This window comes from Microbacterium sp. W1-4-2, assembly GCF_058349885.2.
Genome location: NZ_JBYRJC020000001.1, coordinates 1,119,355 through 1,134,900, shown reverse-complemented (window position 1 = coordinate 1,134,900; position 15,546 = coordinate 1,119,355). Strand labels below are relative to the sequence as shown.

The window sequence follows — 15,546 nt, the reverse complement described above, 5'->3', positions numbered from 1 at the left end:
TGAGAACAGGGTACACCCGCCGAACCCCTGGCGCCGATCGTGTGTCAGAAGCCGAGCCGGCCGAGCTGTTTCGGGTCGCGCTGCCACTCCTTCGCGACACGCACGTGCAGCGACAGGTACACCCGGCTGCCGATCAGCGGCTCGATGCCCGCACGCGCGCGGGCGCCGACATCCCTCAGCCGCGATCCCTTGTGCCCGATGATGATGGCCTTCTGGCTGTCGCGCTCCACGACGATGTCGGCGTAGACGTCGGTCAGGTCGCTGCCCTCGCGGGCGGCGATGTCCTGCACGACGACGGCGATCGAGTGCGGCAGCTCGTCGCGCACGCCCTCGAGCGCCGCCTCGCGGATGATCTCCGCCACCCGGTCGTCGAGGCTCTCGTCGGTCACGACGCCCTCGGGGTAGAGCGCAGGGCCCGTGGGCATGAGCTTCAGCAGCTCGTCGGCGAGCACGTCCAGCTGGTCGTGCGTGAGCGCCGACAGCGGGATCACGGCGTCCCAGTCCTCGCGCAGCTGGTCGACCTCGATGAGCCGTTCGGTGATCTCCTCCCGTGCGGCGGCGTCGGTCTTGGTCACGATCGCGACCTTCTTCGCCCGTGGATAGCCGTCCAGCGACGCGGCGATCCGCCGATCGCCGGGGCCGACCTTCTCGGTCGCCGGGGCGCAGAACGCGATCACGTCGACATCGCCCAGCACCTGCTCGACGAGGTCGTTCAGTCGCTGGCCGAGCAGGGTGCGCGGGCGGTGCACCCCGGGGGTGTCCACGATGATCAGCTGCCCGTCCGGGCGGTTCAGGATGCCGCGGATCGCGCGCCGTGTCGTCTGCGGCTTCTCGCTGGTGATGGCCACCTTCTCGCCCACGAGGGCGTTGGTCAGCGTGGACTTGCCGACGTTCGGCCGCCCCACGAACGTCACGAATCCGACGTGCAACTCGGTCATGTCTCTCCTGCTCTCTGCTCCCCTGCTCCGGGCGTGTGCGGCCCGGATCCGTCGGCACGCTGCACGAACACGGTCGCGATGCCGCGACCCCGCCCACGCGAGGCGCCGCCGGTCAGCCGCAGTCCCTCGACGTCCGCCGTCGCCCCCGGCTGGGGGACGCGCCCGAGTGCCTTGCCCAGCAGGCCCCCGATCGAGTCGACGTCCTCGTCGTCCAGCTCCAGCCCGAACAGCTCGCCGACCTCGTCGACGGGCAGTCGCGCGCTGACCCGGAACCGCCCGGGCTCCAGCTCCACGACCTCGGTCTGGCGCGGATCGTACTCGTCCGAGATCTCGCCGACGAGCTCTTCGATGAGGTCCTCGAGCGTCACCAGCCCCGAAACCCCGCCGTACTCGTCGACCACCATGCACACGTGCACGGCGTCCCGCTTCATCTGCTGCAGCAGGGTCTCGGCCCGCATCGACTCCGGGACGAACACCGGTGGGCGGGCGATCCTGCTCACCCGCACGTCGTGCCACGCCGACTCCTGGCGGAACGCGATCAGCACGAGGTCCTTCAGGTACAGCACGCCCACCACGTCGTCTGCCTCATCGTCGACAACCGGGATCCGCGACACCCCGCGGTCGAGGAACACACTCAGCGCCTCGCGGGCGCCGGTCGCGGCATCCACCGTGACCATGTCGGTGCGGGGCACCATGACGGCGCGCACGAACGTGTCGGTGAAGTCGAACACCGAATGGATGAGGTCGCGGTCGTCCGCCTCGATGAGGTCCTGCGAAGCGGCCTCGTCGACCATGCTCAGCAGCTGCTCCTCGTTCGCGAACGACGCGCCGCGGGCGCCGCCGGGCGTGACCCGGTCGCCGAAGGCGATGAGTCCGCCGGTGACGGGGCCCAGGATGATGCGGATGCCGCGCACCACGCGCGCGGAGCCGCGCAGCAGTCCCTGTGTGTGACGGCGGCCCACCGAACGGGGGCTGGCGCCGACGAGCACGAACGAGATGCCGGTCATGAGCACCGCCGCCGCCAGCATCGCCCACCAGATGTTGCCGAACAGCAGCGTGAAGGCGACCGTGACCAGCACCGCGGCGGTCGTCTCGGCCAGCACGCGGATGAACACCACGGCGTGCAGGTGCGCGTCGGGGTCGTCGGCGATCCGGCGCAGCTGATCGGCTCCGCGCCCGCCTTCGTCGGCGAGCTCGATCAGGTCATGACGGCCGGTGACCCCCATCGCGGCGTCGATGGCGGCCATGAGCCCGCCGAAGGCCACGAGCAGCACTGCGGCCAGCAGCAGAAGCAGCGGCGTCATGCGTGCGGTCGGCGGCGCTCGGCGGTGTGGAAGCTGAGCAGCAGGTCGCGCTGCAGGCCGAACATCTCCCGCTCCTCGTCCGGCTCCGCGTGGTCGAAGCCGAGCAGGTGCAGCAGCCCGTGCGTGGTCAGCAGCAGCAGCTCGTCGAGCGTCGAGTGCTTCGCGGCCTCGGCCTGCGTCTCGGCCACCTGCGGGCACAGCACGATGTCGCCGAGCAGTCCCGGCGGGGTCGGCATGTCCGCGGTGCCGGGACGAAGCTCGTCCATCGGAAAGCTCAGCACGTCCGTCGGGCCCGGCTCGTCCATCCACTGCACGTGCAGCGACTCCATGGCACCCTCGTCGACCAGCAGGATCGCGACATCGGCGTCGGGGCTGACGTGCAGCTCGGCGAGGTTGTGCTCCATGAGACGCAGCAGCACGCTCTCGTCGACCTCGACGCCCGACTCGTTGGTGATCTCGATCGTCATGCGCGGCCTCGCTTCGGTTGGCGGTCACGGGGGATCCCGGGCCTCGACGTGTGCCGACGCTCGGCACGGTTCGCGAACTCCGACGCCTCGTCGCGTTCGCGCCGGGCGGCCAGTCGCCGCTCGTCGTACTCGCTGTACGCGTCGACGATGCGCCCCACCAGTGTGTGCCGGACGACGTCGTCGCTGGTCAGGTACGAGAAGTGGATGTCGTCGATGCCGCCGAGCACCCGACTGACCAGCCGCAGCCCGGACGCGCCCTCGGGCAGGTCGATCTGCGTGATGTCGCCGGTGACGACCATGCGCGTACCGAAGCCCAGACGGGTCAGGAACATCTTCATCTGCTCGGGCGAGGTGTTCTGCGCCTCGTCGAGCACGACGAACGAGTCCGAGAGCGTGCGGCCGCGCATGTACGCCAGCGGCGCGACCTCGATCGTTCCGGTGGCCAGCAGCTTCGGGACGAGCTCGGGGTCCATCATCTCGTTCAGCGCGTCGTACAGCGGCCGCAGGTACGGGTCGATCTTGTCGGTGAGCGTGCCGGGCAGGAACCCGAGCCGCTCCCCCGCCTCGATCGCCGGGCGGCTGAGGATGATCCGGCTGACCTCTTTGCGCTGCAGCGCCTGCACGGCCTTGGCCATCGCGAGGTACGTCTTGCCGGTGCCGGCGGGGCCGATGCCGAACACGATCGTGTTCTGCTCGATCGCGTCGACGTAGGCCTTCTGGCCGGCGGTCTTGGGGCGGATCACCTTGCCGCGCGAAGTCAGGATGGCCTCGCCCAGCACCTCGGAGGGCCGCATGCCGTTGTCGGCGCGCAGGATCCGACTGGACGCGGTGACGTCGACGGGGTCCAGGCCCTGACCAGCGCGGGTCATCGCGAGCAGTTCGTCGACCAGCGCACGCGCGGCCGTGACGGCCGCCGCGTCGCCGCTGAGGGTGATCTCGTTGCCCCGGACGTGCACGTCGACGCCCGGGTGCTCCCGCTCGATGACGCGCAGCAGACGGTCCTGCGGACCCAGCAGCTGCACCATGGCCACGCCGTCCGCATAGATCCGCTCGGTGGCGACGGGTGCATCATCGGGCATTCATGCTCTTCTCGTCGAATCCCCCGCTGAGCACGTGCGCGTGCACGTGGAACACGGTCTGGCCGGCGTTCGCGCCGGTGTTGAAGATGAGCCGGAAGTCGCCGTCCGAGTGGTCGGCGGCCAGCCGGCCGGCCATCTCGATCATCTCGACCAGCAGCTGTGGGTCGCCTGCGGCCAGCTCGGTCACGTCGCGGTACGCCTGGGTCTTCGGGATGACCAGCAGGTGCACGGGCGCCTTCGGCGCGACGTCGCGGATCGCGAAGAGCGTGTCGGTCTGCGCGATGATGTCGGACGGGATCTCTCCGTCGAGGATGCGCGTGAAGATCGAGGGTTCGCTCATTTCTCCAGTCTATGAGAGCCGGCCGGCCCGCGAGCGGGTTTGGTCGGGCTCACCAGCGACCCATCCGCGTGCTCACCACCGCGAGGGCCGCCGGCCCCGCAGTCGAGGTGCGCAGCACCGTCGTGCCGAGGGCCACGATCGCAGCTCCCGCGGCCTCGAGCGTCTCGAGCTCGTCGGGCGCGATGCCACCCTCGGGCCCCACCACCAGCACGACGTCCCGCGGGTCGCCCGGATCCAGCTCGAGGGCGCTCAGTCGCACGGAGCCGGTGGGCTCGAGGACGACGAGACGGGATGCCGCAGCCCGCGCCGCGATGTCGCCGGTCGTCCCGATGCCGGCCACCTCGGGCACCCATGCGCGATGGGCCTGCTTGGCCGCCTCACGCACGATCGTCTGCCAGCGGGCGCGGCCCTTGGCGGCCTTCTCGCCTGCCCACCGCGACACGCTGCGCGCGGCCTGCCACGGCACGATCTCGTCGGCGCCCAGCTCGGTCGCCGCCTGTACCGCCAGTTCGTCGCGGTCACCCTTGGCCAGCGCCTGCACGAGCACGATGCGCGGCGAGGCCGCCGGCTCCTGCCTGCGGGCGATGATGCGCACCCGCACGCGCCGTGGCTCGACCAGTTCGCACTCCCCCTCGAGCCAGGTGCCGCGTCCGTCGCCGAGGGTCACCGGCTCACCCGCCCGCACCCGCCGCACCGCGGCGGCGTGATGCGCCTCGGCTCCGCCGAGCTCCACAACGTCGCCGATCGCGGCAGTCGCGGCATCCTCTGCCACGAAGTGCAGCGCCACGGGTCAGCTGTTCCTGAACCGGTCGCGCAGCCGCGCGAACAGTCCCTGCTGGAACTCGGCCAGCTTCGGCGCGGGCGCCTTCGTCTTCTTCTTGAAGTCTTCGATGAGCGCGCGCTCCTTCGCGTCCAGGCGCGTGGGCGTCACCACGTGCACCCCGACCCGCAGGTCGCCGCGCTGGCTGCCGCGCAACGGCGTGATGCCGCGTCCCTTGATCGTCAGCACGTCGCCGCCCTGGACGCCCGGGCGGACCTCGAGCTCCACCGGCCCGTCCAGCGACTGGATCGTCGTGGTCGTGCCCAGGATCGCGTCGGGCATCGAGACCTCCAGCGTCGCCAGCAGGTCGTCCCCCTCACGGCTGAACACCTCGTGGTGCGAGACGGTGACCTCGATGTAGAGGTCGCCATTCGGGCCGCCGGCCGGCCCCACCTCGCCCGACCCCGGCAGCTGCAGGCGCAACCCGGTCTCGACGCCGGCGGGGATGTCGACGGCCACCGTGCGCCGCGCCCGGACGCGCCCCTGCCCCTGGCAGCTGGCGCACGGGTAGGGGATCGTGGTGCCGTAGCCCTGGCACACGCCGCACGGGGCACTGGTGACGACGTTGCCCAGAAGGCTGCGCACGGTGCGCTCGACGTGCCCGCTGCCGTGGCAGATCTCGCAGGTCACAGGCGATGTGCCGGGCTGGCAGCACGACCCTTCGCACGTCTCGCACAGCACCGCCGTGTCGACCTCGAGCTCGCGATGAGTGCCGAACACGACGTCCGCGAGGTCGAGTGTGACCCGCACGAGCGCGTCCTGCCCGCGTTCGCGCCGCGACCGCGGTCGCGCCGCGCGCGCTCCCCCGCCGCCGAAGAACGTCTCGAAGATGTCGCCGAAGCCGCCGAAGCCGGCGCCCCCGCCGAACGGCGAGTCGCCGCCCATGTCATAGCGGCGCCGCTGCTCGGGGTCGCTGAGCACGTCGTACGCGTGCGTGACGAGCTTGAAGCGTTCTTCGGCGTCCGGTCCCGGGTTCACATCCGGGTGCAGTTCGCGCGCCAGACGCCGATACGCCTTCTTGATCTCGTCCGGTGACGCGTCCCGCGCCACGCCCAGCACGTCATAGTGGTCCTGGTCAGCCACAATCGCCTTCCTGCCCGCCGGTGCGGGATCGCCTCTCGTCCGTCCCGCTCACCGCGACGTGTCGTCGTCTTCGAGCAGCCGGCTCAGATAGTGCGCGACGGCTCGCACCGCCGCAAGATTCGTGGGGTAGTCCATGCGCGTGGGGCCGAGCACCCCGACGCGCGCACGGGCGCCGGTCGCATCGTAGTCGCCGGCGATGACGGATGCCTCGGACAGCCCGAACGCCTCGTTCTCACGTCCGATCGAGGCGGCCAGGCCCTCGCGGTCGGCGACCATCTCGCTCATCAGGCGCAGGATCGTCACCTGTTCTTCGATGGCCTCCAGCAGCGGATAGATGCTGCCCCGGAAGTCCGACTCGCGGCGGGCGAGCGTGGCGGCGCCGGCCATCAGCAGGCGGTCCTGGCGGAACTCCTCGAGCTCTTCGGACACCACTCGCAGCACCATGGCGGCCGCGGCATCCTCGCGCGTCCCGGTGATCGGCTCCCCGCCGAGCGCGGAGGCCACGGCGGCCGCGCCGTCCCGCACGCTGTACCCCGTCACGAGGGCCGCCACACGCGTGCGCAGCCCGGCGATCTCGGTCTCGTCGAGCGCCTCGGGGACCCCGACGACGCGCTGCGAGACACGCCCGGTGTCGGTGACCAGGATCACCAGGATCCGGGCGCCGAGGTCGACGATCTCGACGTGCGAGACGTGCGCCCGGGCGAACGACGGATACTGCACGATCGCGACCTGGCCGGTGAGGCTCGTGAGGGCCCGCACGGTGCGCGAGAGCACGTCGTCGAGGTCGGTCGACCCGTCGAGGAACGTCGTGATCGCGGTGCGCTGGGCCGGCGAGAGGGGCCGCAGCTGTGCGAGATGGTCGACGAACACACGGTACCCCTTGTCGGTGGGCACCCGTCCCGACGAGGTGTGCGGTGCGGCAATGAGTTCTTCGTCCTCGAGCAGCGCCATGTCATTGCGGATCGTGGCTGCGGACACCCCGAACGCGTGCCGGTCGACGATCGTCTTGCTGCCGACGGGCTCGCGCGTCTCGACGTAGTCCTGCACGATCGCCTGGAGCACCTGCAGACCTCGCTCGCTGACCATGGCTGCCTCCTCTCCGACCTCACGCGCCGACTTCTGGCACTCTCGTACGCTGAGTGCCAATTCTACCGGACGGCCCGGACGCGGCGCTGAACAGCATCCCGTGTCGGCTCAGACGGCCGAGTACGCGACGATGCCGCGGCGCACGAGCTCCAGCGCCTGCCGTGCACGCCGGGCCACCGGTCCGTCGGCGACGAGCGAGAGCTGATCGAGCAGGTCGATGGTCTGCTTGGCCCAGCGGACGAAGTCGCCCGCGGCCATGTCGGCCTCGACAAGCACGCGGTCGAGGGCCCCGCCGCGCGCCCACGTGTGCATCGCCTGCGCGAGTCCGGTAGCGACCTCGCCGGTGCCGGGCAGGTGGTGATCGTGCTCGATGTCGTCCAGCTGCGCCCACAGCAGCTGGGTCGCGGTCAGGGCGGTGCGGAACGGCCCTCGCGGCAGCGTGCGGTCGCCGGCGGCGGCCTCGTCGCGGCGGGGTTCGTACACGAGGCAGCACACGAGCGCGGCCAGGCCCGCGGCATCCAGGTCCTTCCACAGGTCGGTGCGCAGGGCCTCGGCGACGAGCAGGTCCCGCTCGCCGTAGATGCGGCGCATCGTGCGGCCGGCGTCGGTCAGCGCGGTGGCCCCGCCGTCGGCGACGCGCACGTAGTCGAGAGCCGCCAGCACGTCGACCACGCGGTCGAACTGGCGGGCGACGCTGCCGGTGCGGTTCGCGATCTGCGTGCGCAGCCGGTCGGTCTGGCGCTGCAGCTTCCAGTACCGCTCCGCCCACCGGGCGTGGTTCTCGCGGTCGGGGCAGGAATGGCAGGGATGCCGCTGCATGCGCCGCCGCAGCGACTCGATCTCGCGCAGCCGCTTCTGCCGCGCGGCGTGCGAGGCCCCGGCGTCCTTGCGGTTCTGCTTCTCGAGGTCGCTGAGCCGGCGGCGGATGCCGGAGTACTCGACGAAGTCGCCGCGGTCGCACGTCATCGCCTTCGCATAGCCGGCCAGCGACTCCTCCTGCTCGCGCACCTGCCGGGCAAGGCCCACGACGGCGCGATCGGCCTGGAACTGCGCGAACGACGACTCGAGGATCTCGCGGGCCCGCGGCCGTCCGAACTGGTCGATGAGGTTCACCGCCATGTTGTATGTGGGGCGGAAGCTCGAGTTCAGGGGATACGTCCGGCGCGAGGCGAGCGCCGCGACCGCCTGCGGGTCCATTCCCTCGGTCCATTGGATGACGGCGTGGCCCTCGACGTCGATCCCGCGCCGGCCGGCGCGACCGGTGATCTGGGTGTACTCCCCCGACGTGATCGCCACGCGCGCCTCGCCGTTGAACTTCTCCAGCTTCTCGAGCACGACGGTCCGCGCCGGCATGTTGATGCCGAGGGCGAGCGTCTCGGTGGCGAACACGACCTTGACGAGCTTGCGCTGGAACAGCTCCTCGACGACCTCTTTGAACGCAGGCAGGAGCCCGGCGTGGTGCGCGGCCACCCCGCGCTCGAGGTTGTCCTTCCACTCCCAGAAGCCGAGCACGCCCAGGTCCTCGTCCTGCAGGGTGCGGGTGCGCTCGTCGACGATCGCCCGGATCTCGGCCCGTTCCTCCTGGCTGGTCAGCCGCAGGCCGGCGCGGCGCACCTGCTGCACCGCCGCCTCGCAGCCCACCCGGCTGAAGATGAAGAAGATCGCCGGCAGCAGCCGGTCGCGCTCCAGCAGCCGCACGAGGTCGGGCCGCTCCATGCGCTCGACGCGTCGCACGTTCGCGACCCGCACGGGGCGCCGGGCACCGCGCTGCGGCCGGCGGCGGGAAGCCTCGTACCCGCCGCGACTGCGGAACTCCTGCGCACGACGGTTGTTCTCGTAGTTCGGGCCCTTGACCGAGCGGATGCGCATGAGCTCCTGATTGACGTGAGCCGTCGCCACGCCCGCCCGGTCGTCGAACAGAGGCAGCAGATCGCCGCGCACGAGCACGTGCTGCTCGAGCGGCACGGGCCGGACCTCTGAGACGATCACCTCGGTGTCGCCGCGGACAGTGTCGAGCCAGTCGCCGAACTCCTCGGCGTTGGAGACCGTGGCCGACAGGCACACGAGCTTGACGGTCTGCGGCAGGTGGATGATGACCTCTTCCCACACCGCCCCGCGGAACCGGTCGGCCAGATAGTGCACCTCGTCCATCACGACGAAGCGCAGCCCGCGCAGGGCGTCCGAGTCCGCGTACAGCATGTTGCGCAGCACCTCGGTGGTCATCACGACCACGCGTGCGTTGCCGTTGATGCTCACGTCGCCGGTGAGCAGTCCCACGTCGTCGGGGCCGTACACGTCCACGAGCTCGCGGAACTTCTGGTTCGACAGGGCCTTCATCGGCGTCGTGTAGAACGCCTTGTCGCCGGGCCCCTGCATCGCCAGGTGCACCGCGAACTCGCCGACGATCGTCTTGCCGGCGCCGGTGGGAGCGGCCACCAGCACGCTGCTGCCGTCTTCGAGGGCTTCACAGCCGGCGATCTGGAACGGGTCGAGCGTGAAGCGCTGCTGCGCGGCGAACGCCGTGGACAGGGGATGCCGTCTCCCGGCGCTCATCCGCGCGTATCGCTCGGCGGGCGTCGGGTCCGTCACGCGACGGACTCCACCGGGTTGCGCTTGCGCTTGCGCCGGTCGAACAGCATGGACAGCAGCGCTGCGGCGAAGTACAGGATGCACAGGATGCCGCCCAGCAGAAGCATCGATGTCACGTCGGCGGCGGGCGTGGCCGCCGCTGCGAAGACGGCGATGACGAGGATCGCGACGCGCCAGCCCTTGAGGATCGTGCGGCCGGTCATGATGCCGGCAAGGTTCAGCGCCACGAGGAACACCGGGGTGATGAACGAGACGCCGACCACCAGCAGCAGCTTGAAGACGAAGTCGTAGTAGGTGGAGTAGTCGTAGTACTGCCTGATGCCCTGCCCCGACGGGACGAACATCGCCATGATCTCGACCATGTGCGGCATGATCAGCCAGCCGACGTAGAGACCGGCGACGAACAGCGGGATGGCGGAGGCCATGAAGCCGATGGTGTACCGGATCTCTTTGCGCGTCAGGCCGGGCATCACGAATGCCCAGAGCTGCCACAGCCACACCGGGGCCGAGATCAGCAGGCCGATGGCGAACGCGATGCGCATGCGCAGGTCGAAGCCGCTGGTCACGGTCCCGAAGTTCAATGCCGCGTAGTTGTCGCCGTGGACGGTCGCGACCTGTTCGATGGGAGCGGCCAGCAGCGTGACCACGGGCTGGCTGACGATGAAGCCGATGACCATGCCGACGATGACGCCGATGGCGGCGATGAACAAGCGCTTGCGCAGTTCACGGAAGTGCTGCGCAAGCGACATGCGCTTATCATGCCGCGGCATCTCCGGGTCGGAGATGCGCGGGAGGCCGGTCTCAGTCACGACCGGCTATGGCTTGGTATCAGCAGATCCCGACGTCGAGGGCGTCTCAGCCGATCCGCTCGCGTCGGTGGTGTCGGCGGGCGGCGAGGGCTTGGCGGCCTCGTCGTCCTTCATCGCCTTCATCTCGCCCTTGAACACCCGAGCCGACTGCCCGACGCTCTTGGCGAGGGCCGGCAGCTTCGCGGCGCCGAACAGGAGCAGAATGACGGCGAGGATCAGCAGCAGATGCCATCCTGAGAAGAGGTTGCCCATGGTTTCTGGTGTCTCCAAGTCGTGCGCTTCCGGCAAGTCTAACCCGCGCTCGGCGCAGAGGCAGCCATCAGTCGCGGTCCGGATACAAGTCCAGCGCGGCCCGGGCCCACTCCGCCGCCGCGGTGCGCGCGACCGGCGGATCGAGGATCTCGAGGTCGCCGCCGCGGCCCGTCGCGAGCCTCTTCAGGCTCTGCGGGTCGGCCACCCGCAGGATCGCCGTGGTCATCCCGGCAGTGGTCTTCGAGCGTGCCTGGTCGAGGTAGCGGCCCATCAGGTGCGACAGCTCGCGCGGAAAGCGGATGCGCACGACGTTCTCACTCTCCGCGCCCTCGAACAGCTCCGGCACCGGCTCCTCGCCGTGCGTGATCGGGATATCGGTGAGCCGCAGGTCGCTGACCCGGTCGAGGTGGAACGTGCGCATGGCGCGGCGCAGATGGCACCAGCCCTGCAGGTACCACTGGCCGTTGGCGATGTGCACCTTGACCGGGTCGACGGTGCGGGTGGTCACCGGCGCGTCGGGAGCCTTGTAGGCGAACGAGACCGCGACCCGGTGTCGCAGCGCCTCGTCCACCGTGATCCGCACGTCGTCGACCGGCTCGGACGCGACGATCACGTCGGCGGGCGTGCTCGAGGCGCCGGCGGCCAGCTTCGCCAGCAGCCCCGCCACGACGCCGCTGTCGCCGACGCCGGGCAGCGACTGCGCCAGCTGGAGCCCTGCCAGCAGCGCCGCCGCTTCGCGCGCCGTCAGGCGCGGCGCCTCTTCGAGGCCGACCGTGTTCGTGATCACGATGCGCTCCTGCTCGTCGAGCAGGTCCCAGTCGATGTCGAACAGGTCGTTGGGCAGCTGCCAGTAGCCGGCCTCGCCGGGCCGGCCGATCATCGTCAGCATCTCGACCATCTCGCGCATCTGCGCGGGGGTCACGTCGAAGTCGGCGGCGGCGTCGGCCACCGACACCTCGCCGAGATTGATCAGGTACGGCACGAGCTGCAGCATGAGGGCGGCGCGATCGGTCGCCAGCACCGGGCGCTTCGCGGTCATCGTCCGCCTCCGTGCACGCGCAGCGCGGCTTCCAGACGCCGGATCACGCGATCCCGCAGATCGGCGGGCTCGACGACCCGCACCTCCGGTCCGTAGCCCGCCAGCTCGTCGGCGAAGATGTGCGCGTCGACGTACGGCACGCGGATGCCCTGCTCGGCCGGCTGCGCCCGCCGCTGCAGCCGCAGCGCGGCCTCGGTGCCGGGGTTGACCTCCAGCAGCGCGGACTGCCGCGCCGCCACCTCTTCGAGCCCGGCGAGGCCGCGATCCCCCGCGCCGTGGCGCAGCGCGGGGTCGAACGACTCGCGGGTGAGCTTCACGTCGCCGGCGATCCGCGAGAGCAGGAACGTGCGCTCGTCCTCGACGCCGACATCGATGCCGTAGACGTGCCAGCGCGCCTCGTACTCGACGAGCGCCAGCGGACGGATCCGGCGCGTGCGCGCAGCATCCTCCCCCGGCTTCAGGTACGGGAACGTCACGACGCGTGCCTGCTCGATGGCGCGCTGCAGGGGCGCGAAGGATGCCTCACGCAGGCTGATCCGCGGCGAGTAGCCGATGATCGGCTCGTCGACGTCGATGCCCAGCGCCCGGATCTTGCGCAGTCCGCTGCGCGCGTCGGCGGACAGCGAGCCCTGGCTCCACACGCCGCCGGCGAGGTTGAGCACCGCGATCTCGGCGGGTGTGAAGGTGATGTCGGACGGCAGCGCGTATTCCGCCGTCGGAATGCGATACCGAGCCTGGCGCAGGTCGTCGGGGTCCAGCCGGTCCCCGATCGTCTCGATCGGCACCCCGAGGCCGCGCAGGTTCTCTTTGTCGCGCTCGAACATCTTCTCCAGGGCGTCCTTCGACGCCCCGGCCTCGCCCTGCTCCCGGTAGCCCGAGACCGACGTGAGGATCGTGTCCTTCGTCAGCCCCTGCTCGGTGGCCATCAGCGCCACGACGAGGTTCAGCAGGCGCTCTTCGGGCGCGCCGCGGTCGGCGGCGGGCGAGGGGGCTGCGGTGGGGGTCACCCCCCAATCCTAGGGGTGCGTCACTGCGCGGCGGGGGGCGCGGCCGGTGCGATCCCGAGGATGTCGATCACGATGATCTGCGTGTCCTTCGCGTCGGTCGAGCCGTCGATCTTCGGGACCACGGCCATCACCTGCGAACCCACCGTCTGACCATCGACGGCCTCACGGAAGCCCTTCGACTTCTGCGTGAGGGTGACCACCTGCGGATTGCTGTCCCACGTCGTGTCGGCGACGGACTTGTCGGTCCAGTTCACGATCGTGTAGTTGAGCATCACCGGCGCGTCTTCGGTGACCTTGGGGCCGTCGCCGCGCTTGAGCGTCCAGATCTTGAGGTCCTGCGGGGCCGAGCCCGCCGGCACGACGACGCCGGGCCGTCCGCCCGCGGCTCGCACGACGGCGGGCATGCCCCAGCCGGAGTTGTACACGTACGAGCCGTTCGCGGCCTCGAGGTACACGCGCCGTACGTCGACGACGGCGACCAGCGAGTCGGTCGGCGACAGGCCGAGGCTCTGCGCGGACGACGCGTCGACTCCGCCCGGGGCGATCGCGATCGCCACCCGGCTGCCGGCGGTCGCGCAGTGCAGAGCGTCGGTGAACGCCGGGAACTGCTCGGCCCACCGAGACAGCGGGAAGGCCTGCGACTCGTCGCCGTTGTACGCGGTCGCGACCATCGGCTTGCCCGTGGTGGCGTTGACCAACGCCACGTCGAGCACGACCATCTGCTTGTCGCTCGAGATCGGCACGGTGCCGTCGCCGCGGGTGACGTCGGCGAACTGGGTGGTCTTGGTGTGCAGCGGGGCGCTCACGTCGACCGTCGGGGTGGAGCTGGACGGCCCCGATACCGAGATCTGCGCCATCGTCGGCGAGGCGGCGTCGGTCACCCGCGGGCAGGACGCGGCCGGGTCCGACGACGAGGCGCAGCCGACGAGAGAGACGGAGGCCAGGGCGATGACGGTGAGGGCAACGGGAAGTCTGCGCACCGGATCAGTCTAGGCGGTCGGGCTCGCGGGTCTCGACGCGTCGGAGGGGCAGGCATCGGCATCCCGTCCTGCAGCCGCCGAACGCGCCCCGTCCGCGGCGCGCTGCGCGTCGCGCAGACGCTTGCGCAGGTTCTTGTCGTTGATCTGCCGGTCGCCGACGGCGCCGGGGGTCCACAGTTCGACGTCCTCGTCCCCGTACGACGTCTTGCGGATCGCGCGCGCCCGCACGTCCGGGGGCACCGCGCCCAGCGCGAGCCGCCGCGCCGAGACGAGGAAGCCGGTGTGCGCCACCATCCGGTGGTCGGGCCGCACTGCGAGGCCTTCGACGTGCCAGCCGCGGATCATGGTCTCGGATGCCTCGGGCTCGGTGAACAGCCCCGTCCCGCGCAGGTATTCGGTGACGCGGCTGAGCTGGGTGACGGTGGCGACATAGCAGAGCACCACACCGCCGGCCGTCAGCGCGTCGGCCACGACGTCGATGCAGTCCCACGGCGCGAGCATGTCGAGCACGACCCGGTCCACGCCCCCCTCCGGGAACACCCGCGGCAGGGCGTCGGCGAGGTCGCCGAGCTCGATCTGCCAGTTCTGCGGCATGGCGCCCAGGAACGTCTCGGCGTTGGCCCGGGCGACCTGCGCGAACTCCTCGCGCCGCTCGAACGAGACGAGTCGCCCCCTCTCCCCCAGCGCCCGCAGCAGCCACAGCGACAGCGCGCCCGACCCGACGCCTGCCTCGACGACGGTCGCCCCGGGGAACACGTCGGCCTGTGCGACGATCTGCGCCGCGTCCTTCGGGTACACGATCGCCGCTCCCCGCGGCATCGACATCACGAAGTCGCGCAGCAGGGGCCGCAGCGCCAGGTATTCGGCATCGCCGCTGTTGCGCACCACCGAGCCGTCGGGCAGCCCGACCAGTGCATCGTGGCGCAGAACGCCGCGGTGCGTGTGCAGCTCGCCGTCCTCGCGCAGCGTGATGGTGTGCAGCTTGCCCTTGGGCCCGGTCAGCTGCACGCGGTCGCCGTAGCGGAACGGGCCGCTCGGCCCCGGGACGGGAACGCTCATTCTTCTCCTCCCCCGGCCGGCATCGGGCGATGCGCGCCGAACGCGTCGGCGACGTCTTGTGCCGTGCGGCCCTGCAGCGTCGGCCACAGGGCGTGTCCGCCCACTCCTTCGAGCGACACCATGTGCGGCACGCCGATCGAGACGGCACCGGATGCCACGGCCGAGCGCAGTCCGTTCGGGGAGTCCTCGATGGCCACCGCGTCGGCGGGGCGGACCTCGAGCAGTTCGCAGGCCCGCAGGTACGGGTCGGGAAAGGGCTTGGGCCGCGTCACGTCGTCTCCGGCGACGACGAGGTCGAACGCGGCGAAGTCGATCAGCTCGACGACGGAGCGCGCCATACGGCGCATCGACATCGTCACGAGCGCGGTCTTCACCCCGGCCGCGCGCAGGTCCCGCAGCAGCTCGCGGGCGCCGGGGCGGAACGGCACGCCGTCCCGGGCGAGGCTGGTCAGCACGTCGTCGGTGAGACGGTCCACGATGGCTGCGGCATCCATGCGCACGCCGTGCTCCTGGAAGATCTGCGCCGCATCCAGCAGGCCCAGCCCGACCAGCTGCAGCGCCTTCTCGTGCGACCAGGCGCCCCCGTGGGACTCGACCAGCGCGGTCTCGGCTGCCATCCACAGCGGCTCGGTGTCGACGAGCGTGCCGTCCATGTCCCAGAGAACGGCGGCAGGCAGTCGAGAGGTCATCCCAC

16 protein-coding genes are annotated in these 15,546 nt (G+C 70.8%); all 16 read right to left on the bottom strand.

What is annotated here, in order from left to right; genetic code table 11:
- Positions 1–44: 44 nt before the first annotated feature.
- Positions 45–938, bottom strand: coding sequence for a GTPase Era (era, locus tag AC3RX0_RS05205; protein WP_491504861.1), 894 nt, complete (start codon positions 936–938; stop codon positions 45–47).
- Positions 935–2,242, bottom strand: a complete 1,308-nt coding sequence (locus AC3RX0_RS05200) for a hemolysin family protein (RefSeq protein WP_491504860.1) — start codon at positions 2,240–2,242, stop codon at positions 935–937. The genes era and AC3RX0_RS05200 overlap by 4 nt, the downstream gene beginning before the upstream one ends.
- The gene (gene ybeY, locus AC3RX0_RS05195; protein WP_491504859.1) at positions 2,239–2,709 is read right to left on the bottom strand and encodes an rRNA maturation RNase YbeY; all 471 of its coding nucleotides are present in this window, start codon (positions 2,707–2,709) and stop codon (positions 2,239–2,241) included. The genes AC3RX0_RS05200 and ybeY overlap by 4 nt, the downstream gene beginning before the upstream one ends.
- Positions 2,706–3,788 (bottom strand): PhoH family protein, encoded by a 1,083-nt coding sequence (locus AC3RX0_RS05190; RefSeq protein WP_491504858.1) that lies wholly within the window; start codon positions 3,786–3,788, stop codon positions 2,706–2,708. The genes ybeY and AC3RX0_RS05190 overlap by 4 nt, the downstream gene beginning before the upstream one ends.
- Positions 3,778–4,128, bottom strand: a complete 351-nt coding sequence (locus tag AC3RX0_RS05185) for an HIT domain-containing protein (RefSeq protein ID WP_491504857.1) — start codon at positions 4,126–4,128, stop codon at positions 3,778–3,780. The genes AC3RX0_RS05190 and AC3RX0_RS05185 overlap by 11 nt, the downstream gene beginning before the upstream one ends.
- 49 nt (positions 4,129–4,177) lie before the next feature.
- Complete coding sequence (locus AC3RX0_RS05180; protein ID WP_491504856.1) at positions 4,178–4,915, bottom strand: 16S rRNA (uracil(1498)-N(3))-methyltransferase; 738 nt, start codon at positions 4,913–4,915, stop codon at positions 4,178–4,180.
- 3 nt (positions 4,916–4,918) lie between these two features.
- Entirely contained in the window at positions 4,919–6,031 is a 1,113-nt protein-coding gene (dnaJ, locus tag AC3RX0_RS05175; RefSeq protein ID WP_491504855.1) for a molecular chaperone DnaJ, read from the bottom strand.
- Positions 6,032–6,079: 48 nt separating this feature from the next.
- Entirely contained in the window at positions 6,080–7,117 is a 1,038-nt protein-coding gene (gene hrcA, locus AC3RX0_RS05170) for a heat-inducible transcriptional repressor HrcA (protein ID WP_491504854.1), read from the bottom strand.
- Between the two features lie 108 nt (positions 7,118–7,225).
- Complete coding sequence (locus tag AC3RX0_RS05165; RefSeq protein WP_491504853.1) at positions 7,226–9,706, bottom strand: DEAD/DEAH box helicase; 2,481 nt, start codon at positions 9,704–9,706, stop codon at positions 7,226–7,228.
- Complete coding sequence (gene tatC, locus AC3RX0_RS05160; protein ID WP_491504852.1) at positions 9,703–10,455, bottom strand: twin-arginine translocase subunit TatC; 753 nt, start codon at positions 10,453–10,455, stop codon at positions 9,703–9,705. Before tatC ends, AC3RX0_RS05165 begins: the two co-directional genes overlap by 4 nt.
- 66 nt (positions 10,456–10,521) lie before the next feature.
- On the bottom strand, positions 10,522–10,767 hold the full coding sequence (gene tatA, locus AC3RX0_RS05155; protein WP_491504851.1) for a Sec-independent protein translocase subunit TatA: 246 nt from the start codon (positions 10,765–10,767) through the stop codon (positions 10,522–10,524).
- A gap of 67 nt (positions 10,768–10,834) precedes the next feature.
- Positions 10,835–11,806 (bottom strand): helix-turn-helix transcriptional regulator, encoded by a 972-nt coding sequence (locus tag AC3RX0_RS05150; protein ID WP_491504850.1) that lies wholly within the window; start codon positions 11,804–11,806, stop codon positions 10,835–10,837.
- Entirely contained in the window at positions 11,803–12,732 is a 930-nt protein-coding gene (locus AC3RX0_RS05145) for a helix-turn-helix transcriptional regulator (protein ID WP_491505388.1), read from the bottom strand. Before AC3RX0_RS05145 ends, AC3RX0_RS05150 begins: the two co-directional genes overlap by 4 nt.
- Positions 12,733–12,833: 101 nt before the next feature.
- Complete coding sequence (locus AC3RX0_RS05140) at positions 12,834–13,793, bottom strand: FKBP-type peptidyl-prolyl cis-trans isomerase (RefSeq protein ID WP_491504849.1); 960 nt, start codon at positions 13,791–13,793, stop codon at positions 12,834–12,836.
- Between the two features lie 9 nt (positions 13,794–13,802).
- On the bottom strand, positions 13,803–14,852 hold the full coding sequence (locus AC3RX0_RS05135; protein ID WP_491504848.1) for a tRNA (adenine-N1)-methyltransferase: 1,050 nt from the start codon (positions 14,850–14,852) through the stop codon (positions 13,803–13,805).
- Positions 14,849–15,541, bottom strand: a complete 693-nt coding sequence (locus AC3RX0_RS05130) for an HAD family hydrolase (protein WP_491504847.1) — start codon at positions 15,539–15,541, stop codon at positions 14,849–14,851. Before AC3RX0_RS05130 ends, AC3RX0_RS05135 begins: the two co-directional genes overlap by 4 nt.
- Between the last annotated feature and the right edge of the window lie 5 nt (positions 15,542–15,546).